The sequence below is a fragment of the Chryseobacterium sp. WX genome, from assembly GCF_029542485.1.
Taxonomy (GTDB): Bacteria; Bacteroidota; Bacteroidia; order Flavobacteriales; family Weeksellaceae; genus Chryseobacterium; species Chryseobacterium cucumeris.
Map to the genome: position 1 here is coordinate 1,734,687 of NZ_CP120710.1, position 25,541 is coordinate 1,760,227.

The following is a 25,541-nucleotide window of genomic DNA, read 5'->3' on the forward strand; positions in this document are numbered from 1 at the left end:
ATTATTTTTTATAAAATTCATAATTCCCAGTGAGATTACCTTTTGTCCATTTACCATTCATTGATTTATCATTTAAATATCCTGAAAAACTTAATCCAGCTTTTGTAGTTGCATCAAATTTACCACTAATCATTACATATCCTGATATACTTTCAGAAATATTGGAAGTAGTATAATATATCGTTCCTTCCATGTTACCTGTATCAGATACGTTAAATTTTATTTCGCCAGATAAATCTCCCTTAAAGTTTCCGATGTAATTCCCTTGATATTTAGAGTTCGATTGTAACCTTAAATTCTCATCTGAAATACAAGAGGTAATTGCAAGGAAAAATACAAGAAAAAAATATTTCATAATTTTAATTAGCGTTAAGTTTTACTCCATGCCAAGCTCCATTTTTCTTGGCTATTCCATACATACTAACTGCTACAGCATCAGGTTTTGAAAAATTCCACTTATAGCTTGTTACATCAAGTCCATTCCCCGTTCCTCCTCCAAAAGTGTAAGTAACCTGAGGAGAAGCAATCCCAAAATCGAAAACTCTTTCGATAACATCTTGGTTGTTTTCTATCTGGCTGAAATCGTAATAGCGTACGTATGATGCACTATATGAATCTACAACAAAAAGAACTCTATTCAGCTTTTTGTTTTGTCCTTCAATAAAATTATTTGCCTGTTTCCATGCAGTTTCCCAAAACAACTTATCCAATTTTTCTTCTGTAAGACCTGTAAAATCAACAGTAAACTGAATAAGCCCATCTAATTTAGAGGCAAATGGTAACGACGGAATGTTTTGGTTTTTTGAAAAAGTAAAGGAAATACCATCCGATGTGGTGTACATATTGCTACCAAACCAGTATGCTTGCTTAGGGACTCCCGCAGGAGCACTCATATTCATTGAGTGGTTAAAAGTCCATTTGATTGAATTAACACCTATACCCAGTTGGTCTGCATTTTCTTTTCTCCATAGTCCAGTCCATCCTTTATATTGATGTTTAACCTTGCAACCTATCGCATAAACAAGATATAAATTCTGTGAATAGAATTTAACTTTAACTCTTCTTCTGCTTTCATACTTATCATATGTTGTCCATGTTTTTCCAAAAATATTTCCTAACCATGGCTTTTTAACTTCACCAATTGGCAGTTTTTCAACTATTGAAGCTATTGAAGGCTCTTGAGGAACAGTGGGAGGTCTAAAACCACCATTATTACCACTTGTGCTGCCGCCACCAGTAAAACCACCAGTGCCTCCACTTCTTCTAGGTACAGATGATCTAAAATAGCTAATTTTATTATCAGTATTTGGCAAAGTGATCAATTCATCATTTGCTTTATCAGAGATGAAACTATCTCTTGTAAATGTTTCAGTTGGAACTAAAAGATTAGAAGATATTTTTCTAACTTCAAGATAATTTTCGAGCCTGGAATAATTTTCTTCTGTTGTAACAAATAATCCAACATCAGTATATTTGTATATTTTATCTGCAACTTGTATTTCAGCCTTTCCATTTAGCATAGTAGAGTATACTTCATCACCTACAATTTCTTCAAGATCATCTATATCATCATAAATGTCTTCGTCAGAAACCGAAACTGTCTTCATGGCACGAGATGATTTTTTTTCTAAATATTCTATCTTTCTAGATTTTAATTCAGAAATAACTTTATTTTCATTTTTTTGAGTAATGACTGGAACTAAAGACTCAATTCCTTTCTCGTCAATAAAATTTTGAACTGATTCAAGGTTCTCTTTTTTTAGGTTTTTGTAAGTAGCGGATAATGATTCTTTGTTTGGAAAATATAATCTTCCATTTTTTACAGCCGCTTGATCAATTATATTAGTTTTATCAGATGATGTGTCGGTAAGTTCTTCACGACAGGAGGTTGTAAAAGCTAATAGGCTGAAAATAGCTATTTTAAATAGATTTAAATTTTTCATTTGTTCAAAATAATTTTATCTCATTTGTACTTTACATACAACGACAAATAGATTTTTATTGTTAATGATATTATTACAATTTGTAGCCTGTATGCTTTTTTAGCAGATAATTACCAAGCTCGAAATTATCTGCTCTTAAATTTAAGAGTTTCATCATTTTTGTTTTTTTGCAAATTTAAAAATTAAACTATTCGAGACAAATTTTTCACATTAAAAAGATTTATTGAAGCAAATTTTCTCGTCTTAACTGTTACAAATATATTTTGCATCAACTTCAAAACATGTCGTATTAAAAAAAGGTTTTGAGCTATTTAGCATTTCTCTTTTTTGAAATACTTTTGGACTGCATTTATGGTGAGTTTTAAAGATCTCATGAGGTAATATGCGCAACCGATATACAAAATGAAATACGCGAACAGTATCGAAACAAATGAGACATCATCCCAAATGCCGTACGGTTTAAATTTTAATTGTGGTATATGTAACATCATTTTGGTACATCAAAAGGGGTTTGGTTATTTTTCATAAACACAGATCCCATCCTTTTATACTTCATAAGCTTACCATTTGTACATAAATCGTAAATCCCATTTGCTTTCTGTTCTGAAATGTATAAAAAACATCACTTTCGTTGCAGTCATTATCTAGTGCAACATATTTTCTAAAGTCTTCAATAGTTGCATCGACTTTTTTCAAAAAAGATTGGATTTTCTTATCTGGCGTAGGTTCTAGACAGTTTGCTGGTAAATCACATTTTTTGTCTTTTCCCGTTTCTTGTGCAAAAATAAAGCGTTGATACTACCAACATTAAAGTAAAGACTAATTTTTTCTTTTTGTTATTCTTGTAATACTATTTCCGTTATCGAAAGTAGATCCAATTTCCTCTATCACAATCAAAAAATTCAAATCCAAAAACATAAAAACAGCCCTTTCAAGGCTGTTTTTTAAATTTATTTAAGTCTATCCACACATAACTCACGCTTTCCGAAGTCTACTGACTTTGTTTTGCAAAACAAATATTTTATAATTTTAAATCATTTATTCTAAAGGTGTATCAAATAAAAGATTTTTCATAACGCCAATTGTAAGCATCACTAAAAAGAAGAGTAAAAAATAGGCGAAGAAATTGACAAGTCGTTTTTTATTATCATGATTTTGCAACGTATTAGTACTATAACTATTTACAAAACTTCTTAGCCCTAAAGTAAATACAACTATAATTGATGTAAAGGTAATATAAAGGATAATAGATTGCTTTAGTTCAAAAAAGAATAAGATTACTAAAATATCTATTAATGCGATAATCCAACTTAATTTAAATATTTTAAAGGACGATATATTTTTTTCCAACATTAAAAATATTGAATTTGAAAATATAATGATAAGAAGTATTATTTGTAAAATTGTATTCATAAGATTGAGTATTAAAAATTAATCTGAGCAAGGATTGGGGAAAGCAATCTTTATATCAGCATCCAAACTCAGCCCATCTGTTGCTTTCCTGAAACGTCCGATCTCCAAAATCAGGAGACTTTGCATAACAGACTTCAAAAATAGCGAAAAAGGGTAATTCCCTGGTAATGGTCTACACGGTAACTTTATCAAAAAATAAGTACCATGGACGCAATTATTAAAAAACTATCAATTTTAAGTGTACTGATTTCACTGATGAGTTTCTGTTCCTTCCTGTTGGCACAGGTTTATCCAATCGGACAGATGTTTTTGACTACTTATGGTCAGTCTTTTACGATGTATAATACGGGCGTAATTGTTCAGGATGGCAATCCGGGAAATGCAGGTCAGGCCGTATATGATCAGACCGGAATTAATTATCTGCGCTTACCGTCTGCTGTTCCCTATCAAAAGGCTTTTTTCCTGAATTTCAATAAAAACATTATAGAGCTGGATTACAGATATGGATACCGCGTCGTGGGTTATTCCAATATTCCTGTTCCTCCTCCGCCAGTTATGTATCTGCCAAAACCTACGTATGATAATGAAATAGGAATTGAAACCGCTGAAGGACTAAGACCGCTACCTACCCAGATTATTGACGAGCAAAAACCTTATGGGGATGTCATGATGACCAGTGAGCAGAATGCCGTAGACTGTTATAAGAATTCTTTGAATTTTGACGGATCATTAAATCAGATGAAATTCGGGGATTGTATGGTAACGAATATGGCTGGTCAGAAAGAGCTTGAAATTTATAAATGTGCCAAAAACTCGGCAACCATGGAGGAACAGAGTCTTTGTATGCTGAGTATATTGGGCGGTTCAAAAGAAAAGCAGATTACTCAGGATATGTTGAAGTGCTATAAAGAATATGGCGGCAATTATGAAATGTATCCCCTTTGTTTTGCTGATAAAGTAAACGATCCTGAACTCAAGCAATTAGTTTCCTGCTTTAAAGATCAGGCCAACAGTGGCGAAATATCTTTTATGGGAACTGCCGTGTGTTATGGAGCAAGTAAACTTAATCTGAATACAGAAGCCCAGATAGCCGTTGAGTGCGCGGTAAGCACCGGAGGACAGCCGTATGCATTTGCAGGATGTGCGGGCGGCCAGTTAACCTATCGTGAATTAAATAAATGTCTAACAAACGGAGTTGGCGGTGATAATGGATGTTTCGGAAAAAATAATACGATCGTTAAAGGACTAAATCAAATTGGAGACGCTTTAAAAGGTCAGTTTGGTCCTAATAACGATATCGTCAAAACATGGAATACTACCGTGCATGATTTACAATATGGCCCCGGGAAAAATCATGAAGCGGTAAAAGTGGTCAGAAACATAAGCAACGAACTGGGAAAAGCGGGAACTAATGTAGCCAAAGAAATAAAAAAAGTAGTTCCCAAAATAAAAATCAAATGGTAATCAAGAAGGTAAAATAAAAACAGATGCACTTGTCTAAGTGCATCTGTACAATATTCTCACTGCATCTATTTCTTCAGCATTTGAAAATTATATTTTATAGGATTGAAAGGATTGACAGCCGTCCCTTCAACGGTTATTTTACTTGCAAGCAGTTCAAAATTCATATTTTGTGTGTTCTGCTTGGTAAACAACCCTTTTTTGGAAGCCGTAAATGTAATGACCACTTTCTTGCTTACTCCATCCACAGGAACCTGAACCGTTAATTCTTTAGGAAGAAGATTAAGTTCTATCTCCTTTTTATACTGATATAGAACCGCAGTATAATCCAGGTCATATTTTATTTTTCCGATGGCTGTTAAGGCCTGATTGGCTTTCGCAGGATCAGAAATTACTGAGTAAATAATCTCTTTCATAGGAAATTCCGAATAGGAAATCAGGTTTTTCTTGGCTGAAAAGGTAACCGCCGTTTCTCCGTTCACAGTTCCCTGGGATATCCCAGCTTTTCCAGTGTATTCACCGTTAAGATCATCAAAACTGATCGTCACAGGGTTAGGTTTTGGAGTATCATCATCATTACTGCAGCTTGCCAGAACAAAAGGAATAGCCAGTAAGACCACAAGCATTGATATCAATTTTACATGATTGAATTTTTTCATTTTGATTTTGAATTTATTATTTTGATTAAAAAATATTGTATTGAGTACTCATCTATATAAATACAGAATTTCCATATCCTTGCTTGGGATTAAAAAAAATAAATTCAATCAACTGATTTACTGCCTGTTATTTTTAATATTTAAAACAATTAAAAGCACTACTTTATGATTAATCATAAAAAAATCCAACATCTTTCTGATATTGGATTTTTGTATCGTTGAAGATATAACAGATCAGTTAACAGATCAACAGCAGTCTATACTCTCCATCATTTTCGACAGGTGCTCTGTGAACACAAGGCAATGCTTCCTGATCAGGATGATCTACTGCAATGCGCCAAAGATGACCAACCCCTAAATTGACAGGTTCTGCATGAGGCTTAGGCTGATAATGAAGATCAAAGAAATACTCTTTCAGGAAGTCTTCAAATTCGTATTCACTACCGTCATGTAATTTTCTGAGCTGTTCCCGGATTTCAGGAATTAAAATTTTCTGTTCCACCTGATCATTAGCTATGATATCACTTGCCGTCCCGTGATAAGTACAAAGAAAAGTATCCGTCCCGACAGGTGAACGGTCGACATGATAGGAGTACACATCTGTTGAAATAAAACCGAGCTCCTCATCGCGTTCATAACATTTAAGCAAATTAAGGACGGGAGATGCGCCGAAATCTGTTAATAACTGCAGGTCATTTAAAATAATTTCTCTCGCCATACTCCCCTCTTCTGACAATTCCAATGCTAAAAGATCTTCACTGGAAACTTCCGTAATATTATCTTTCAGCAGAAGCTTTGTGACAATTTCTTTAAAGTCACCCACTAAATTCCTGTGCCAGCAAATGGCATTCATAATGCCCTGAAAACGGGTATTTACAAGTTCAGAAAAAGAAGAAACCACACCTACCTGATGATGATCAGAAAACATATTGTTCATATATTGGAATAAACAGTTTAGCCGCTTAATTCTGTACAAAAATACGGAATAGGTTTTTCAAAACCTCCGTTACAAAAATTACGATAAGTTTTATTATGGAAATTTAATTTCCAGGTTGATCTTTTCTCTTCATATCGTATTTATTCCTAACTTAGAACAAGCTAATCGTCAACGAATTAATCTGATTAACCGTTATGCAGATTTCACCATCCGCCAGCCTTGCACCTTATATAAAAAGTTACACCGTTGTTACCATTGATAAGGATCTCAGAGATGAAGTATTTTATCCGAGTGGATATATAGATCTCATTATCAATATTTCCGGTGGTTTTGCCGCTACTGTTATCAATGGCCAACACAAAAACACTCCCGATATAGAATTATTGGGACATCTCACACTTCCCACCCGGCTTAGTGCAGCGAAAGGGACTTCGGTGCTTATTGCGAGGATATTTCCGCATGCCGCCACTTTATTTTTTTCTGACCCTCTTTCAGAATTCACGAACTATGCCACTGATATGTATGATGTAACGGGGAGTGAAAACAGAAATTTGTATGACCGCATTATGAATACAGGGGATCTTTGTTCAAAAATAAATGTTTTAGAAAAGTATTTTCTTCAAAAGCTGAAAAAAAATGAATCTCATCTTAAAAAAGTGGCCATCCTCCACGCGCTTAATCAACAGCTTTTCATGAATCAGAATGTATTGAATTTGCCTGTTATAGCACAAAGCTCAGGGCTATCGGAAAGATATATTCAAAAACTTTACCTTACGAATATGGGCATAAGCCCTTCTTCTTTTGCTTCAGTAACAAGATTTAACAAAAGTCTGCCAATGGTTCTCAACACCCCTGAATCACTCACAACGATAGCTTACCACTGCGGATATTATGATCAGGCTCATTTTATCAAAGAGTTTAAAAAATTCACTGGCATTACCCCTTCTGCATCCAGACATTCGCTGATCAAAAACGACACTGATCTCCAACAGGCTGTTAATATTGGTTTTTAGTTTGATTTTGCAGGATGATTACTGCTGAACATGTCCCGGTGCATCTTCCAGCCATCTTTTGTATTCTTCCAGATAACGATCACTTTTCCATCGTCCAGTTTGTTGCCCTTTAAATCTGTCATCTCATAATAACTTTCTTCGGTTACTGAGGTTCTGCCATCTCCATACAGATTTTGAATCATAAACTTAACATGTACTTTCGGGCCGTTTTTAAAGAAATCAAGTATTTGCTCTTTTCCACATAATGGGGCGGTATTGGGTGGAAAAAGACATGCATCATCGGTATATCTGCTAAGAATAGAACCGTCATTTTTATTGGCAAGTTCCGCGTAGATTGCATTACTGGCTTCTATAACCTTCCTTACCGGCTTAAGATCTTTGTTTTGGGCATCAGACCATGAAGTAAGGAGTAATAATAAGCTTAGAATAAGTATTTTTTTCATTGTAAAATTTTTATACAAAGCAAAACATTCCTCAAACCCAAAAATTGTAAAATTGCGAACAAACCGATATTTTTCAATAAAAAAACGGTGTCCTCTCCTGGAAAACACCGTTTTATATATAAGGTTATTAATTTTCAGTTTTGTTTTTTTACTTCTTCAATATCTTTTCTGTTACTGTTGAAGATTTTGTATGTAGTTTAATGTAATATACTCCTGTCTGAAGAGAAGATAATACGATCTGTTCCTGCATTATATTCAAAGTTCCCTGCTTGACCAGTTGTCCTGCTGCTCCAAAGATCTCATAAGAAACCAAAGGCTCTTTACTTTTGATCGTCAATACATCCTGAACCGGATTAGGGTATAATTGCATTCCTGCCTGAGCAGCCGTTTCTTCTACTGACATCTGGCTGCACGTTGATTTAGCAAATTTTGTAAAAAAAGACTGAGATTTCCCTCCTGCTACATTAACCGCCATTGTGTTGACGTTATCATTGGCATCCGTAAATAGCTGATCGTGAAAAAAACCTCCCACTACGTAGTTGCCATCGTTATCTGCAGCAACTGCTGTAAATTCATCTATAACATAATAGTTACTACGGATTTCTCCTGTTCCCAAGACCTCTCCGGTATCTTTATTAAGTCTCACCAATAAAGGATCGGATCTGTCTCCATCAGGACGTATCATTGCATAGCTTCCCCAGACATCAGACCAGCTTCCTTTGGCAAAGGCTATTTCATTTCCATTAATGGCAATTGTTCCTTTGGTAAAACGATAACCAAACTGAAGACCAGACATTGCTTCCGGAGTTTTTGCCCATTGTACTGCACCCGCAGCATTCATTTTCATAACAAACGGAACGGCTTCCACATAACTTCTCAGAGGAAATGTATAAGTTCCGAAAGTTGCAGGCACTGTTATTCCGTTAAAATACCGTCCTGAAATATAAATATCTGAAGTTACGGGATCTTTGATAATAGAATGAATTTCATCATCAGTACTCGTTGTACCGTTATTAAGTTCTTTTCTCCATACCTCAGCTCCGGTAGTACCATCAAAAGCAAACACATAAGCCGCTTTTGTAAAGGGAACATTATTATAGGAAAGATCAACCAGATTACTGAATCCAGGATCCATTCTTTTACCAGCAATATAATAACGATTCAAACTTTCATCGTATACTACATTCACTTTTCCCTCTCTACCTACAATATTTATTGCATCTCCTGTAATAGGAAGTAACAAAGGAGTTGCGGGGGTCATATTTCCGTTATCATAATTGAACTTGACCGCATAATACTGATAGGTTGATGTGAAGGTTGAAGGCACTGTAATTAATCCATTCAGATGTGTTCCTGCTCTGAATCCCATTACAGCATGAATATTTTTGGAAGAATCCATATACATCATCTGAACATCGCACATGCGGGAAAAATAATTAACATCTCCCTGTAAAGATTTGCTCCATGCCAGTGTACCGTCCGAAGTATTGTATTTTAACAGAAAAGCCGCTTTATGGGCCGGTTCTATCGTTTGATCATAATAAGTATACAGCGGTTGTGTATGAGTATCATCAAAGTGCATAGGAACAGCATTAGGATCTCCTGCATATGAATTGTTATAAAGGGTTGCCAACACATATAATCCACCATTATTATCTACTTTAATATGCCATGCATTTTCTCCATCTCCTGAACCGCCTATTGGCCTGGACCATCGTATATTTCCTGCGCAATCAGCAGAGAACAGAAAAAGATCACTAAGACCGTAATTGGTTACAGAAGCGCCATTCAGATTTTGTTCCTGTTCACGCATGGTGGCAAGAAAATAGGTATTATTGTTGTTGTCTACTACAATATCCCTTATGGATTCATCAAAGACATAATGAAAACCCGGATCAGCTGAACCTGTTAATCCTCCTGCCTGTTTTCCCCATTGCCACTGATAAGCCTGACTAAAAGATAATCCTGGTACTATCAGAAGTAATCCCCAAAGTTTGTTTTTTAATCGTATCATAAAATTTCATTTAATTATCACATACTATAAAAAAACAGTGCTCTCCGAAGAGAACACTGCTTTATAAGCTACTAATTTTTAATTAGTTTTCCTTGTAATGAGGTGTCTCCCGTTTGTACGATAACAATATAAACACCCTGCAGCCAGCTGGTAACCTCCACGTCTACCTCTCCGGAAGCCGTTTTCAGTTCCTTACGGAATTTGACATTGCCCATGGCGTCAAAAACTGTAACCTGTTTTGCCAGTAATTTTTCATTGCCCGTATTATACGAGATTTTCACTTTTTCCTTCGCAGGATTTGGTGTCATTTTCAGAGAAGAAACTGACGTTGCCGCCACACTTCTTCCTGTATTTTTCATACCCATCCAGTTAGGATCTACCGCTTTGGTAGTAAACTTACATGTTTCATTGGAGAATAAAATCTCATCCGCACCCTGGAAGTTTGAGTTTGGATAGAATGCCAATGGATTAGCGTTCATATCATACACTCCACCAGCAGGAATTGTAATAATAGATGGAAGATAAATTCCAAATCCATTAAGACTTGAAACGGTAAGACTTATCGGCTGGCTTCCGCCGTTGTAGATCACACCATACACATTATAGTGATCTCCTACCCATTTCATGTCTTTGATACTTGCTTCCAGTTTACATTCTGTTTCGTATCCACATTCTTTACCCGGATAGTAATTCATGGTTCCTGAAGTAAACTGACATCCCAGATGGTCAATCTGCAACTGATAAGTTCCTGCAGCACCAATGTACAACGGATAAATATAATCATTGTTTCCACTCTGGATGCTGTTTCCAAACAACAGCCAATCATGATGATCGAAGACTCCTTTTGGTCCTAAAACATAGTTCTTTCTAAGGCATTCATCATAGCATCCTGTTGGGAATACCCACATCAGACTTTCAAGGCTTAATGGAACCTGTACATTACCTACAACCTTACATCCACTTGGTGCCGTGTAGATAACCTGATAAGCACCACCTTCATTTACTGTAATAGACTGACCTGTCATTCCGTTGCTCCAGTTATAAACACCTGCAGACGGCCCTGATGCTGTTAACATCACCTGATAAGGCTGACAACCTACCATACTATAGGTTACAGAAATCGGTGCCGGCGGGCTATTTACAGTAACTGTAAAGCTTTTGCTGCTTGTACATCCTGATGTACCCGGAGTTCTTACTTCCAGCGTATACACATAAGTACCAGCAGATAATGGTCCTGTACTTATAGCAATAGGATAAGGAGAAGAAGCCCATGGTACAATCACAGAATTTCCTTTTTTCCACTGATATTCTAAGGTGTTATCCGTTACAATACCGGTAAGTACCGTTGAAGATCCTTCACAGATATTCGCTGTTCCTGATATATTTACATATGGAGGATTTTTAAGCGTTACCGGGATTGCTTTGGTACTCATAATACTTGTTGTACATCCATCTGATGATACCAGCACAGGCCAGTAATTACCAGATTGCGTAGGTGTGAATACCGGAGAGTTTGGTGCACCTGCAACAGGCTGAGAGCCATTCATCCAGATATACTGACTAGGAGATCCAAGTGTACTGGTAAATACAATATTAGGAGCACTTCCCATACAAGCCACAAGAGAAGGAGGTGCTATAGTACCATCCAGAGTAGCTTCTTTCACATTCACACCAATGACAGCAGAAGTATATTCACATCCCATAGGTGTTTTAATTTTCAGCTGAATGGTTTTTGTTCCTGCTGTATTATACGTTATTGTAGCACCTGATCCTGTCGTAATATAAGATGTACCATCAAAAATCCATGTGTAGGTATTTCCGGGAACATAATTTATTGGACTGAATGTTATAGGCGAACGGGCACACAACCAGGCTGGAACCAAGAAAGATGTATCAGGAATAGGAGCTAATGTAATAGTCTGCGTAGTAGTACATGTTGGCTTCCCTGGTGCAGAAACCGTCATTGTAAAGGTATAAGTACCTGGCGCAAGATTATAAGTAGCAGACTGTCCTGTTTGGGTAGGCTGTCCCGGCGAAGTGAACGTGTAGGTAATAGACGCCGGATTGATTTCAAATATTGTAGAAGTATTAAAAAGTGTTACACTATAACCATTTCCACTACATACTGTACTGATATTGAATTTAGGTTCATAGTTCTTTCTCACTTCTACCCCTTTGCTGTACCAGCATGAACCGTATCTCAGGCGTACAAAAACAAGATGTGCTCCTGCAAGATTAGTCTGATATACCGGTGAAGCTGTTCCCTGACCTGAAACTAAAGTAAGGAAAGTATCAGACAACCATTGGATTTCATCCGGAGTTCCATTGTACGTTAAACCAGAAACCGTAATGTTATTACAAGCAGTCCATGCCGGCACGAAGTTGATCTGAGGATTTGCTGTACAACTTCCACTGCTCGGGCATGATTGTGTTACATTAATATTCTGTGAAGAAACCACACAACCGTTAATATCTACAGCCTGCACTCTATACGTTCCAAAAGCACCTGCTCCTGAGATGGTATACGAGTTGGTAGTTGCACCAGATATAATACCATTATTTTTATACCATTGCCAGGATATGATATTGGTAAGTCCTGTAGAGCTGTTAGCCGTAATAGTATACGGTGTCATTGTGGTAGGATCACAAACTGCAATATTATATACCGGAGAAACAGTAATAATGGTTTCAGGATATACAATAAAATTAGCACTTGCAGTAGGTTTATAATTACATCCGTTAGTACCTGCATAAGTTACAGTAACTGTGTGGGAAACATTATTTCCTGAATTATTCTGGATATATCCGTTATTCGGGAAGCTGTAAACCCCAGACGGATTAAAGGCTGTCGTAAACGTTCCGCCAGCAAAAGTGAAAGTAACACTTGTGGCTGAAGTAATAGTTCCCTGATTTACTGTAAAAGTAAGATTTGATCCTAAACAAATTCCGCCAACATTGGTAAAGCTTACTACCGGAAGCGTAATTAAAGATACCGGCATAGTAATAATCTGTGTTACTCCACATTTTACTACTTTCAGAATAAGATCAGTAGTACTCGTTGAAGAAATCTCGTTGAAGTTTACGGTAATATTAGCTGTACCCTGTCCGCCTACTACACTTCCGAAGTTGGAACTGGCAAACGACCATTCCATAAAGTCAGGAACAATACCATTCAGGTTAGCACTGAAAGTTTGAGTACTGCTTGGGCAGAAAGGTCCTGGTTTTGGATTAATAACAATAGTACTAAGGTCTATTTTAGTTACGTTAAACGTTTTCGGAGCTGAAAGACATGCTGCACTGCTGATAGATTTGTTCTGTGCAGACACTGTATATGACGTTGCGCCGGCATTAAATATCACCGTAACAGATTGTCCTGCATTACTTCCTTGAATAGTTCCGTTGGTAACAGTCCAAACCGGTACCATTCCGGGATCCACTGAACTGATGGTATAAACATAAGGTTTTCCAGGACATACTTTTGTTTCTCCGGAAATGGTTCCGTTAGGTGCCTGTGGAATTGGTAATACCTTAATAATTCTTCCATTACTTTCACAACCTCCACCTTGCTTGGTAGCCGTCACAGTATATGTTCCTGCCGTAGCAAAGTTATAGTTGAATATTCCTGTCATGGGTGGAGAAGTATACGTAGATGTTCCTGTTGTTACTTTCCAGATCACCGGTAAATTAGGGACAGCTGTAAATCCCTGGCTTGTTCCGGCACAGATTTCATCCACACCACCACTTACCAATACTGGTGCTTCTACTACGATATCTATAGAAGCCTGTCCTTCACATCCCAATAAAGTATTAAAGTAATTTGCTGTAAGATGATAAGTCCCTGGCTGATTTGCGGAGAAAACAATTTCGTTTCTCTGTTGAGTATTCGTCAGCAGACCTCCCGCAGGACCTGTCACATTCCAGTTAACTTTGGTTGTTGGCCACTGAGGAATTGAACAAGTATACTGTCTGCCAGTACATATCACTCCCTGTCCTTTAATTTTTGCATTTTTTAAAACTACAGGAATTTTAATTGTCGTCCACTCAGGACATGCACATTCTGACATGTACATTACATATCCAAAGCCTTCAAGCGGATCTACCTGATCCCAAACCACTTCAATTTCATTACCGTTAATGTTGACAATTGATCCTCCGATAACTTTCCATTGTCCTTTGTTGCATCCATCCTGTACATTGTATTTTTCAGTACTCCCTTCACATACTACGGAAGCACAGTTGATCTGTACAGGATCAGCTTTTAATACCTTGATTTGTTTTTTAATTTTATCCTGGCAGCCGCACTTGTTGGTAACCGTCAGAGTAATTGTATAGTTTCCGGGATTAGCATACAAATGAGACGGCTCAAAAGCGGTAGAAGTTGTACCATCTCCAAAGTCCCAGAAGTAGTTAATGATATCCGATCCACCGTTCTGTTCAGAAAGATTGTCAAAATAGATCGTTGTATTCCTACATACAGTATCAGTCAGGTTTAACATTTCAAATTTAGCAATCGGCCTGTTAATCTTTTCGATACAAATGGTCTGGGTTTCCACAGTTCCGTCATTGTAGGTGATAACCGCCTGTAAAGATCCGTTCCCCGCTGCTCCCCAGCTTACATTCGCTACGGTATTCGCAGGTCCTGAAATAGCTGCTGTACCTCCTGAAACCGTCCATTGGACATTGGAAACATTCGGTCCCTGAATCTCGTATTTTACGGTTGATTGCTCACAGACCCGGAGACATTGGGATGAATTGATGTAGGAATAAGCGATTCCGTTGTCAGGGATCTGACCATCTTTTTCGCCACGGAATTCCTGGCATCCGACCTGAGCGGTCCATGTAATTCGAGCTTGAGCTTGTAGTACCCAGGGTACCAGAAGCCAACATAGCAGGAGCCATCTGAAGATGTGCTGCCTACCAAAATAGGTGTTGTTTTTCATAGTTATTAAAAAAGTGTTATTAATTTTTTGTCAAATTAGTAAAAATAATAATATAAAACTCATTTAATCGTGAAAAAACAACATTATTTCACAGTTGAATTTCAACAATATAGATAAATTCATACTTATATGCTATTTCACCAACTCATTAGTTATATAAAAAAAAATCATCTTTTTTTTAATTTCAGGGTCTCCAAGCCATTTTCAATCAAATAAAATCCTATTTTTTCTACCAATAAATCCCAAAATCAACAAGTAAAATTAAATTTAATTTATTTTTTACTAAATAATATCAATTTGTATTAAAATTAATCACATTCAAAACAGATAGAATAACAAGTTTTACCCATTCCTTAATTCTTAAAAAACTATATGTATTTCGACAACTTAATCTTCATTAAGCATTTCCTATTCATATCAATATCCATAAGGACAATCATTAGAATTGCCGACAAGATTAAAATAATTTATCTTTGTTTTTCAAGGCTTATCATAAACATTATATTCAACAACTCTTATATGAGAAACAAAAATTTTTTATTTTCCGCCAAAGGAATCTGTACTGCAGCTTTTCTTTCCTTAAACACAATCTTTTATGCACAGAAGACAGCAGATCTCTCAACCCTTTCAGAAAAAACATTAAATACCATTCTGGAAAAAAACAGAGCTTATTATACTCAGGGAAAAGTGGCAGATTACATTCCTGAACTAGGGAAAATGGATGCTAAAGCAATTGCCTTTTCAGTGGTTGATAAAAATGGAAAAGTATTCAACACCGGTGATGTAAGTAAGAAATTTACCATGCAAAGCATTTCCAAAATCATATCCTTAATGGTAGCCGTCAATGAAAAAGGAGAAACTCATATTTTTGATAAAATGGGATATTTCGGATCAGACAAGCCTTTCAACCATTTTTCCAATCTTGAAACCACAGGAAAGCCACTTAATCCAATGATGAATGCCGGAGCAATCCTTACCACTTCATTGATCTCAGGAGACGGAGAAAAACCATTCCTTAAAATCCTGGATATGGTAAGGTATATTACCAAAAACCCATCTATAGAATATAATAAGTCTGTTTACGAATCGGAAAAGTCAACAGGACACCGTAACCGTGGAATGTTTTACATCATGAAAAACAGCGGACTGATTTCAGGAAATGAAGACCAGCTGGACAACTATTTCAAACAATGCTCTATTGAACTTACTGCTGAAGATCTCGCAAAAATAGGATACTTCTTTGCCAACCAGTGTGTAAGATTTGACGGTGATGCCACTTATAAAAATGCAGATATGGCAAAATTAGTAGAATCACAGATGCTGACTGCCGGAATGTATGAATTCAGTGGGGAATACTCCAGAACTGTTGGTTTACCAAGCAAATCCGGTGTAGGAGGAGGTATTACGGTAAGTGTTCCGGGAAAAATAGGAATCGGAGTTTTCAGTCCTGCTTTAGATCAACATGGAAATTCTCTGGCCGGATATCATATGATTTTAGATCTGGCAAAACAGTATGGATTAAGTATCTTTTAAAGATTCTGGTACGTAAATTATCACAAAGGCTCCAAAACAAAATGTTTTGGAGCCTTTGCATAAAGGATTAATCATTCCTTCTCTTTAGTAAAAATGCATTTATTTTATCTGCCAGACCAACCAGCACATGTCCTTTATCTGGATCAACATAGGATTCAAAATCAGGAAGTAACCCTTCAAGTCTTTCTTTTATTTGTTGAGAATCCCTGACCACATCACCTGCTCCACCTATAAAAAAGACAGGCATGGTCATATTTTTCAATTCTTCATCAGAAAAGATATACTCCTTATCTATCCTTGCATTCACAGAGGACTGCATGAGGCTCATAAAGTCCAGAACAGACTGATCTATTTTTTGTGAACCCGTTATCAGTTTATTGATTTTTCTCTTCCCGGCATTTCCAAGTAGAGAAAAGAATATCGCTTTAAACACAAAGCTGCGCTGTGTTTTTACAATTCCTCCCGGAGAAAGAAGGACAAGCTGACTGATTTTTTCCGGATATCTGGCTGCAAACTTTATCGCAAGCCATCCGCCTTGAGACAATCCCAACAAAGAAGCTTTTGTTATTTTCAGTTGTTGGAAAACCTCAAACAGCCAATCACTGTAATAATTGCCTTTATAAGGAAGTCTGTTTTGTTCACTTTTACCTGGTTCCCCGATAATATCAATAGCATATACTTTGTATTCTTTGCTGTACAAAGCAAGATCCTTCATCCAGGATGCAGCGTTAGAATTAGCTCCATGAAGTAATATAAGTTTAGGATGATCTTCATTTCCATAACTGATAACATGGGTTTCTCCAAAGCTTGTTGGGACCGCTTGTTGACGGATATTTCCTTTAAAATTTGCTAATGCAGCATCATATTGCTCCATCACCCTTTCTTTGTGAGTACCTGATCTGAAAGTTGTTGTCTGTTTCATATATACCTGTTTTCTTTTGTTGTATTTTTTAAATCCAAAAACAAATTTCTGTATGACGCACCCCAAAAGTCAGATATCTTGAATCTGACTACAGTTATTCAAGATCGACCGGAAATTGGCCAATTTCAGAAAAGGAAGTCAATACGAATTGAGTATGGATAAGATTAGAAACCCGTTAAATCATCATAATTGCAAAAACAAGAGAAAACGAGCTTACTATTACAAACACAGGCATGTATAAATCATAATTTCATCAAATCAAATTATGATTGAGTTTTTAGGAGTACAAAAATACAAAAGTTTTATATAATAATCATAAAATACAATAAAAGCAATTGTTTTTTTTAAATCCCAGAAAGACCACCTATAGACATAACACATTAATAAACAGGTATTTTACCTTAAAAATAAAAAAAATACCAACCTTATGTATTTACTTTTTTTTATGAATTTCGGTAAGATATTTAAATTATTCTTAAAAATACCTATCTCTTTATTTATCAAAAAGATAGAAAAAGTTCATAAATAATTCAAATTAAATCACAATATATTGATTAATTTTATTTAAATTCGCTTTGTCATTTTATCAGATTGATAAAGGTAATTCTAACATTTCAGAACCGTATTCATTGTATATTATCTTTTTGTAATATACCTAAAAACAAATCTCTTGTTTTTGAAATATTTTATTTTTTATTCCTATATTTGCTTAACATTTTTTTAACTATAACCATTTATAGTTAAAATTTATAAGATTGTACCGGCCATGTTTCTAAGAATAAGGAAACAATAAATATACTTTAATAGCATTTGAACAATTGATATTTTCATATTAAAAAATCATTATCAAATAGCGTTTATAATTGAAGATATACGATTGTTTTATTATTTTTATTTCCTCATAACAGAAAATTGTTATTTATATGAATAACATTAGTGTTTTGCTATGAGATATCATTAACTATTTCTATACCGTAAATGCTATGAAAAACTTGACCAAAATCAGGCTGATGCCCTTTGAAAAGCCGGATATAATTACTACAATCCAAAATCTATCAACAAACGATAGATTATTAAATAATTACCATAAAACAATACATATTGTTAACGATTTAACAAAAACAATTTTTACTATATCATAGCAAAAAGTAATGATCTTAGCGAAAGACCTTGCATTCTGTTATGAAACTCTTGCTATCATTCAATAATTCAATTAACACGCCATGAAAAAATTAACCATTATTGGACTGACGCCTTTTGAAAAGCCGGACGTTAACCTTATATCCCGATTGCACCAGGCGGGTGCGTTCCCCGTACTAAGTTTAGGAAATGAGCTAACGAAAGCCCAGGAAGCGTTACATCAACTTGACGAGATAGACGTACCATCGTATGGTATTTATTTTTCTAACGACAATTTCACCACTCTGCAGATTCCGGAAAAAGTAAGATTTGCGATCCTACCGTTCGGAATGTCCACACCATTCAATGTACCTGCTATTTATCAGGTAACCAGTTTGGAAGAGGCCAGACAAGCTGAAGAATCAGGGGCACAAGGAATCATTATCAAAGGAAATGAAGCCGGTGGATTAGTAGGCTATGAATCCACGTTTGTATTATTCCAGCGTGTGATCAAAGAAATCCAGAGGATTCCGGTGTGGATACAGGGAGGAATTGGTCTCCATACTGCCGCCGCATCAAAAGCTTTGGGAGCAACAGGAATTGTTCTGGACAGCCAATTGGCGTTGTTCCCGGAAAGTTCAGTTCCTAAGGATCTGAAAGAAGTATGCTCAAAACTGAATGGTACAGAAACTAAGGTGATTGCTAACCATCGTGTATTGGTAAGACCTAACTCACCTGCTTTACCTGAAAATGCAACCGCTGAAGATCTGAAACAATACTTTACAGGTTTCGACCTTAGTACATGCTATATCCCTATGGGACAAGATATTTCATTAGCAACGGATCTGTATGAAGACTTCAAAACACTGAAAAAACTTATTTTCGGTTTCAAAGAAGCCATGTATGGACACCTGAAACAAGCCAAAGCACTTAAAGTAATTGATAAACACAACTCTTTAGCACAGGAACTGGGCTTGAGTTATCCTATCGCCCAAGGCCCAATGACCCGTGTGAGTGATGTTCCTTCCTTTGCCAATGCAGTAGCAGATGCAGGAGCCTTACCTTTTGTTGCTTTATCCTTATTGAAAGGAGAGTCTGCAAAATCTTTGGTAATGGATACCAAAAAACTGGCTGGTGAAAAAACATGGGGTGTGGGAATTTTAGGATTTGCTCCACAGGAATTAAGAGATGAACAGACATCCTATATATTAGAAGCAAAACCTCCTGTAGTTTTGATAGCCGGAGGAAGACCTGCACAGGCTAAAGTATTTGAAAAAGCAGGAATTAAATCATTTTTACACGTTCCTTCCCCTGCCCTTCTGGATATTTTCCTGAAAGAAGGAGCTAAAAACTTCATTTTTGAAGGACGAGAGTGTGGAGGTCACGTAGGACCCCTGTCCAGTACAGTTCTTTGGGAAAAACAAATTGAACGTATTTTAAAAGAAGATCATCCTGAAAACATCAGTGTCTTTTTTGCGGGAGGAATTCATAACGCTTTTTCAACGGCATTTGTTTCCATCATGGCTGCACCATTGGCTGCAAGAGGAGTAAAAATCGGGGTATTGATGGGCACAGCGTATCTGTATACCCACGAAGCTGTACAAACCGGAGCTATTCAGGAAGAATTCCAATCTCAGGCAATGCAGGCGAAGGATACCGTTTTACTGGAAACAGCTCCCGGACATGAAACCCGTTGTTTAAATACAGCTTTTGCCCACCATTTCAATACCGAAAAGGCAAAACTTCTTGCTGCCGGAATGGATAAAAAGCAGGTATGGGAACAACTTGAAAAATTGAATGTAGGCCGTTTACGTATTGCGGCTAAAGGTATAGAACGTCAGGGTGATAAATTGGTCAACATTCCTAAAGATGACCAACTGGACTTAGGAATGTATATGATCGGACAGGTAGCCACCATGCAGAATCGTGTGATCTCGCTGGCAGCACTTCATCAAAGTGTTGTAGACAATTACGAACATATTCAGGAGGCGGCATTACCGGAAGAACCCGTTTCTACGGAAAAACCGCTGGATATCGCTATCGTAGGAATGGAATGTATTTTCCCGGGAGCTAAAAACCTTGATGAATACTGGAGAAATATCATTTTAGGAAAAGACAGTGTTACCGAAGTACCGGATGAAAGATGGAATAAAGAACTTTATTATAAGCCGGATTCCAACGAACCGGATGTATCCCATTCCAAATGGGGAGGATTTATTCCTAAAATCGATTTCGATCCATTGGCATTTGGAATTCCGCCACAATCCCTTGCTGCTATTGAACCTACACAGTTGTTAACCTTATTGGTTGCCAAGCGTGCCATGGAAGATGCTGGATATGGAGAAAAACACATCAACAGAGAAAACATTTCTGTCATTATAGGTGCTGAAGGAGGTAATGACCTTGCCAACAGCTATAGTTTCAGAGGATATTATAAGCAGGTTTTCGGAGAACTTCATGAAGAAGTAAAAGAAGCCTTCCCACATACTACTGAAGATTCTTTTCCGGGTATTCTGGCAAATGTAATCGCAGGTAGGATTACGAACAGATTAGACCTTGGTGGAAGAAACTTTACGGTAGATGCAGCATGTGCTTCTTCTTTGGCAGCCATTGATCTGGCATGTCAGGAACTTGTATTAGGAAAATCTGATATGGTTCTTGCCGGAGGAGCAGATTTACACAATGGAATTAACGATTACCTGATGTTCTCGAGCACGCATGCCCTATCCAGAAAAGGAAGATGTGCTACATTTGATGATGACGCAGACGGTATTGCTCTTGGAGAAGGTATCGCTATCCTTGTTTTAAAAAGATACGAAGATGCTGTACGTGATGGTGACCGTATTTATTCAGTAATCAAAGGAGTTGGAGGATCCAGCGACGGAAAAGCCCTTGGATTGACTGCTCCTAGAAAAATAGGTCAGGTAAGAGCTCTGGAACGTGCTTATTCCCAGGCTGGGATCAGTCCTGCTTCTGTAGGCCTTGTAGAAGCGCATGGTACAGGAACGGTAGTAGGTGACAAAACTGAATTAAGTGCACTGACTAATTTATTCAGTCGCTCAGGAGCTTTACCAGGACAGACGCATTTAGGTTCCGTGAAAACACAGATCGGCCATACAAAATGTGCGGCAGGATTAGCAGGATTGATCAAGGCTTCCCTTGCAGTTTATCATGGTGTAAAGCCACCTACCCTTCACCTTCAGCAGCCAAATGCTTATTATAACGCAGAAACCAGTCCGTTTGCATTCCATGCTGAAAGTGGATTATGGGCAGAGAAAAACCGTTATGCAGGAATCAGTGCTTTCGGATTTGGGGGAACGAATTTCCATACCGTTATTGCGAACCATCCTAAACAGGACAATTCAATTGCCATGCAGTCGTGGCCTTCAGAATTGTTTGTCTTCCGCGGAGATACCTATGAAGAAGCGAAAGGACAGTCAAGCCAGGTTAAGGTATTATTAGAAATTAATGATGGTATTCCATTAAAAGATATTGCTTACAGTTTAAGCATCAGCTCAGAAAAACCAATCCAGTTCAGTATTGTCGCAGACACCGCTGAAGACCTGATGATGAAGCTTGAGTTAGTACTGCTAGGGATTGAGACAAAAGATACTTTCACCGTGAATAAAAAAGAAGGTAAAGTAGCATTCACCTTCCCGGGACAGGGCAGCCAGAGAATCAATATGGCTCGTGACTTATTTGTAGTTTTCCCGGCTATGCGTAAAATTATTGATGAATATCCTGAACTTGAAAAAGTAGTTTTCCCCTCTAAAACCTTTACCGAAGCTGATTTAAAACAACAAAAAGAAACCATTAAAGATACCCGTTTAGCACAACCACTTTTAGGAATTGTAGACCTTGCATTGGCAAAATTCCTAGAATCATTAGGCATTATCCCTGATATGCTGGCAGGCCACAGCTATGGTGAAATTCCGGCTTTATGCTTTGCAGGAGTATTTGGAGAGGATAAACTGGTGGACCTAAGTGTTAAGAGAGCTCAATCTATCTTAGATTCAGTAGAAGGCGGAGATCCGGGCTCAATGTTGGCAGCAAGTGCTGCTGCAGAACGTTTACGACCTATTATTGCTAAAGTTGAAGGATGCTATCCTGTGAATTTCAACGCTCCGACTCAATGTGTGATTGCTGGAAGTACGGAAGCTATCAATAAATTACTTGAAGTGCTTAAACAGGAAGGTATTTCTGCTAAAAAACTGGAAGTTGCCTGTGCATTCCACAGTCCATTACTAGCGAAATCCAAAGGTTTATACGCTGAAGTCTTAAAAGATCTTCCTTTCCAGGAAATGCAGATTCCTGTTTGGTCTAATACCACTGCAGAAGTATATCCAACGAATCCATCAGAAATAAAAGAAAGACTTACTGATCATCTGGTACAGCCTGTAAGATTTGTAGAACAGCTTCAGGCCATGTACAATGACGGTGCAAGAATATTCATCGAAGTAGGACCGGGAAAAGTACTTACCGGATTAACCAAATCCTGTCTTGAAAAAGATCAGCTCACCCTATATGTTGAAGACAACAGCCGTAATAAATTCAGCCATCTGCTTTGCATGCTGGCACAATATTTAGGAACAGGCAGAAGCTTTAACATTGATAAACTTTTTGACGGCAGAAGTGTTACGATTATTGATCTTAACCAACCTGAGCTTTACAAAAAAAAACCTGCTATCTGGCGTGTTAACGGGCAAACTGCCCACCCAACCACCGGTAATCTGCCATCTAATGGTGCATTACCACTTATAAACCCAATTCCCATGAACAATTTTACTAATAATCCACAGGCACCCGCAACGGAAGCCCAGTCTACTGCTGAACGCATGTTGCAGGAATATTTGAACAGCATGAAATTAATGATACAGGCACAACGCGATGTGATGCTTTCATTTATGGGACAGAATCCTCAGGCGTTCCCTGCTCCTGTATACCATTCACCAGCACCGGCTGCTGCACACCAACCTATATCTACGATTCCGGTTCAGCCAGTTCATCAGCAACCTGTAGCTGTAGCTCCTGTAAAACAAGCTCCGTCAAGAGATATTAAATCCCTATTACTACAGGTAGTAAGTGACAAAACAGGATACCCTCAGGAAATGCTGGGTATGGAAATGGACCTGGAAGCGGATTTAAGTATCGACTCTATTAAAAGAGTTGAGATCATCGGAACACTTCGTAACGAATTGGGAACTCTGGGCAACGGAAACACCAGCGAAGACACCGTTATGGAACAGCTGGCAGGCATAAAAACATTAAGCGGATTAGTTTCATGGCTTACTGAATTCTCAGGTGCTGAAACAACTGCTGCGACAGAAAAAAATGGATCTGCGGCCGAATCAGCGCCTTCAAAACCACAGGCTCAGCCGGTATTCTCACTGGAGGACCTTCAAAATGCTATTTTGAATATCGTGAGCGAAAAAACAGGATATCCAAAAGAAATGCTGGGGCTTGATCTTGATCTGGAAGCAGATTTAAGCATAGATTCCATCAAACGTATGGAAATCATCGGAGATCTTAAAACTAAGATCGGATTTGGTCAAAACCTTGAACAGGCTGATGATGTGATGGAAAAACTGGCAGCCATTAAAACCCTTCGTGGTCTGGCAAGCTGGATCAGCGAAATGAATGGGGAAACCAACGAAGCAGTTCCGGAAGCGAAAGAAGAAAATACTACAGAGCCAACTCAAAATGTATTGTCACGTCTTCGTTTTGACATCACTCCTACTGATGTTTCTAAAGTACAAAATACTGAAGTATTGCAGGGAAAACGTTTTGCCATTACACAGGATAACAGCAAACAAACTTCTGCGATCAAAGAAACTCTGGAAAAACATGGAGCTATCGTAGAAATAGTAGATACGGATAAAGATCTTTCAAATATCGACGGATTAATTATGTTAGACCTATTCTCTGCCGTTGATAAACCAAGTATTATCGATCATGTAGATCTGATCAAGAAACTGGATTTTGATAAAGCAAAATGGGTATATCTTATTTCTGATATTCCTGCACATATTCAGGAAATTACAGATGCAAGTATATTACGTCATCATCAGGGATATCCGGGACTTTTCAAAAGTTTAGCCAGAGAATTTGATAATACAACATGCAGACTCATCAGCCTGAGCACCCCTCAGGAAGTAGATCAGATTGCTGAAATTACATTGAAAGAGATCCTTACCAACGATAAACCTGCTGAAGTGATTTATAAAAATGATCAGAGACACCAGGTAGACATCATTCCTTCTCCATTATCCACGAGTTTACATGAGGCCCATATCCAGCTAGATCAAAAATCTGTGGTATTGGTATTGGGAGGCGCACAGGGAATCACTGCTGAATTGGTAAAACATATGTCTCAGGCTTATCCTTGCACCTATATTCTGGTAGGAAGATCGGCAGACCCGAGAAATGAGCTTTCGGCTAAAGACTTTGAGGGGATGAAAACCAAAGAAGAAATCAGAGGTTTCCTGATCAAGTCTGGCCAATTCACTTCTCCTGCAGAAATAGAAAAAGAAACGACGAAGATTTTCAAAAATAATCAGATCCTGCGTACTATCCGTGACATGGAAAACCTTGGAAACACCATCATTTACCAATCACTGGATCTTTGTGACGAAGAAGGTTTAAGCAATCTGATCAGCAGTATTTATGAGAAATACAACCGTCTGGATGGAGTCATCCACGGAGCAGGTCTTTTAGAAGATAAATTATTCAAACAAAAGACCACAAGCTCCTTCGGACGTGTATTTGATACCAAAGTAAAACCCCTTCGTGTATTGGCAGAACAACTTCGTTCAGACTGTCAGTTTGTAGTATTATTCTCAAGTATTGCTTCCGTATACGGTAACAAAGGTCAGACAGATTATGCCGCAGCCAACAGTGTACTGGATGATTACGCGAATGCTTTAAACAAAAGGTTAAAAGGAAAAGTAATCTCTATCAACTGGGGACCATGGAAAGGTGCCGGAATGGTCTCTTCCACCCTGGAATCTGAGTATGAGCGCAGAGGTATTTCAATGATTCCATTGGATGAAGGAAAAGAAATCTTCCTTAACGAGATTAAATATGGAACGGAAAGCCAGGTGCTGATCATGTCAGGAAATAATTGGTAAAACACTGTATAAACAAA

14 protein-coding genes are annotated in these 25,541 nt (G+C 37.5%); 4 read left to right on the forward strand and 10 right to left on the reverse strand.

Translation table 11 applies throughout. The features are described from left to right. Position 1: 1 nt before the first annotated feature. The 4 genes from PZ898_RS07800 to PZ898_RS07815 all read right to left on the reverse strand — a co-directional run bounded on the left by PZ898_RS07800 (position 2) and on the right by PZ898_RS07815 (position 3,356). On the reverse strand, positions 2-355 hold the full coding sequence (locus tag PZ898_RS07800) for a hypothetical protein (RefSeq protein WP_062674747.1): 354 nt from the start codon (positions 353-355) through the stop codon (positions 2-4). A 4-nt stretch (positions 356-359) separates the two neighbouring features. Then, complete coding sequence (locus tag PZ898_RS07805; RefSeq protein WP_277695223.1) at positions 360-1,943, reverse strand: hypothetical protein; 1,584 nt, start codon at positions 1,941-1,943, stop codon at positions 360-362. Between the two features lie 552 nt (positions 1,944-2,495). Then, positions 2,496-2,639 carry a hypothetical protein gene (locus PZ898_RS07810; protein WP_277695224.1) on the reverse strand — a complete coding sequence of 48 codons (144 nt, stop codon included), beginning with the start codon at positions 2,637-2,639 and terminating at the stop codon, positions 2,496-2,498. Between the two features lie 342 nt (positions 2,640-2,981). Further along, positions 2,982-3,356, reverse strand: coding sequence for a hypothetical protein (locus tag PZ898_RS07815; protein WP_277695225.1), 375 nt, complete (start codon positions 3,354-3,356; stop codon positions 2,982-2,984). 204 nt (positions 3,357-3,560) lie between these two features. Between PZ898_RS07815 and PZ898_RS07820 the strand changes: the two genes are divergently transcribed. Continuing rightward, on the forward strand, positions 3,561-4,820 hold the full coding sequence (locus tag PZ898_RS07820) for a hypothetical protein (RefSeq protein ID WP_277695226.1): 1,260 nt from the start codon (positions 3,561-3,563) through the stop codon (positions 4,818-4,820). Positions 4,821-4,885: 65 nt separating this feature from the next. On the opposite strand, the gene PZ898_RS07825 is transcribed toward PZ898_RS07820, so the two are convergent. Further along, on the reverse strand, positions 4,886-5,476 hold the full coding sequence (locus PZ898_RS07825; RefSeq protein WP_277695227.1) for a DUF4840 domain-containing protein: 591 nt from the start codon (positions 5,474-5,476) through the stop codon (positions 4,886-4,888). A gap of 238 nt (positions 5,477-5,714) precedes the next feature. Next, a complete protein-coding gene (locus PZ898_RS07830; RefSeq protein WP_277695228.1) occupies positions 5,715-6,413 on the reverse strand; it encodes a DUF1826 domain-containing protein in 699 nt (232 codons plus the stop codon). 194 nt (positions 6,414-6,607) lie between these two features. Between PZ898_RS07830 and PZ898_RS07835 the strand changes: the two genes are divergently transcribed. Then, complete coding sequence (locus tag PZ898_RS07835; RefSeq protein ID WP_277695229.1) at positions 6,608-7,426, forward strand: helix-turn-helix transcriptional regulator; 819 nt, start codon at positions 6,608-6,610, stop codon at positions 7,424-7,426. Here the strand turns inward: PZ898_RS07835 and PZ898_RS07840 are convergent. The 3 genes from PZ898_RS07840 to PZ898_RS07850 all read right to left on the reverse strand — a co-directional run bounded on the left by PZ898_RS07840 (position 7,423) and on the right by PZ898_RS07850 (position 14,823). Beyond that, a complete protein-coding gene (locus PZ898_RS07840) occupies positions 7,423-7,869 on the reverse strand; it encodes a hypothetical protein (protein ID WP_277695230.1) in 447 nt (148 codons plus the stop codon). The genes PZ898_RS07835 and PZ898_RS07840 overlap by 4 nt on opposite strands. Before the next feature lie 148 nt (positions 7,870-8,017). After that, the gene (locus PZ898_RS07845) at positions 8,018-9,883 is read right to left on the reverse strand and encodes a T9SS type A sorting domain-containing protein (RefSeq protein WP_277695231.1); all 1,866 of its coding nucleotides are present in this window, start codon (positions 9,881-9,883) and stop codon (positions 8,018-8,020) included. Positions 9,884-9,954: 71 nt separating this feature from the next. Then, positions 9,955-14,823 carry a PKD domain-containing protein gene (locus PZ898_RS07850; RefSeq protein ID WP_277695232.1) on the reverse strand — a complete coding sequence of 1,623 codons (4,869 nt, stop codon included), beginning with the start codon at positions 14,821-14,823 and terminating at the stop codon, positions 9,955-9,957. Between the two features lie 519 nt (positions 14,824-15,342). Here PZ898_RS07850 and glsA point away from each other — a divergent pair. Continuing rightward, positions 15,343-16,356, forward strand: coding sequence for a glutaminase A (gene glsA, locus PZ898_RS07855; RefSeq protein WP_120231819.1), 1,014 nt, complete (start codon positions 15,343-15,345; stop codon positions 16,354-16,356). A gap of 67 nt (positions 16,357-16,423) precedes the next feature. Here the strand turns inward: glsA and PZ898_RS07860 are convergent, their stop codons facing one another. Beyond that, positions 16,424-17,278, reverse strand: coding sequence for an alpha/beta hydrolase (locus PZ898_RS07860; RefSeq protein ID WP_277695233.1), 855 nt, complete (start codon positions 17,276-17,278; stop codon positions 16,424-16,426). A gap of 1,223 nt (positions 17,279-18,501) precedes the next feature. Between PZ898_RS07860 and PZ898_RS07865 the strand changes: the two genes are divergently transcribed. Next, positions 18,502-25,524 carry a type I polyketide synthase gene (locus PZ898_RS07865; RefSeq protein ID WP_277695234.1) on the forward strand — a complete coding sequence of 2,341 codons (7,023 nt, stop codon included), beginning with the start codon at positions 18,502-18,504 and terminating at the stop codon, positions 25,522-25,524. The last annotated feature ends 17 nt before the right edge of the window (positions 25,525-25,541 follow it).

Coding starts and splice junctions, on each gene's coding strand:
- PZ898_RS07800 (WP_062674747.1), bottom strand. CDS start 355: ATGAAATATTTTTTTCTTGTATTTTTCCTTGCAATTACCTCTTGTATT.
- PZ898_RS07805 (WP_277695223.1), bottom strand. CDS start 1,943: ATGAAAAATTTAAATCTATTTAAAATAGCTATTTTCAGCCTATTAGCT.
- PZ898_RS07815 (WP_277695225.1), bottom strand. CDS start 3,356: ATGAATACAATTTTACAAATAATACTTCTTATCATTATATTTTCAAAT.
- PZ898_RS07820 (WP_277695226.1), top strand. CDS start 3,561: ATGGACGCAATTATTAAAAAACTATCAATTTTAAGTGTACTGATTTCA.
- PZ898_RS07825 (WP_277695227.1), bottom strand. CDS start 5,476: ATGAAAAAATTCAATCATGTAAAATTGATATCAATGCTTGTGGTCTTA.
- PZ898_RS07830 (WP_277695228.1), bottom strand. CDS start 6,413: ATGAACAATATGTTTTCTGATCATCATCAGGTAGGTGTGGTTTCTTCT.
- PZ898_RS07835 (WP_277695229.1), top strand. CDS start 6,608: ATGCAGATTTCACCATCCGCCAGCCTTGCACCTTATATAAAAAGTTAC.
- PZ898_RS07840 (WP_277695230.1), bottom strand. CDS start 7,869: ATGAAAAAAATACTTATTCTAAGCTTATTATTACTCCTTACTTCATGG.
- PZ898_RS07845 (WP_277695231.1), bottom strand. CDS start 9,883: ATGATACGATTAAAAAACAAACTTTGGGGATTACTTCTGATAGTACCA.
- PZ898_RS07850 (WP_277695232.1), bottom strand. CDS start 14,823: ATGAAAAACAACACCTATTTTGGTAGGCAGCACATCTTCAGATGGCTC.
- glsA (WP_120231819.1), top strand. CDS start 15,343: ATGAGAAACAAAAATTTTTTATTTTCCGCCAAAGGAATCTGTACTGCA.
- PZ898_RS07860 (WP_277695233.1), bottom strand. CDS start 17,278: ATGAAACAGACAACAACTTTCAGATCAGGTACTCACAAAGAAAGGGTG.
- PZ898_RS07865 (WP_277695234.1), top strand. CDS start 18,502: ATGAAAAAATTAACCATTATTGGACTGACGCCTTTTGAAAAGCCGGAC.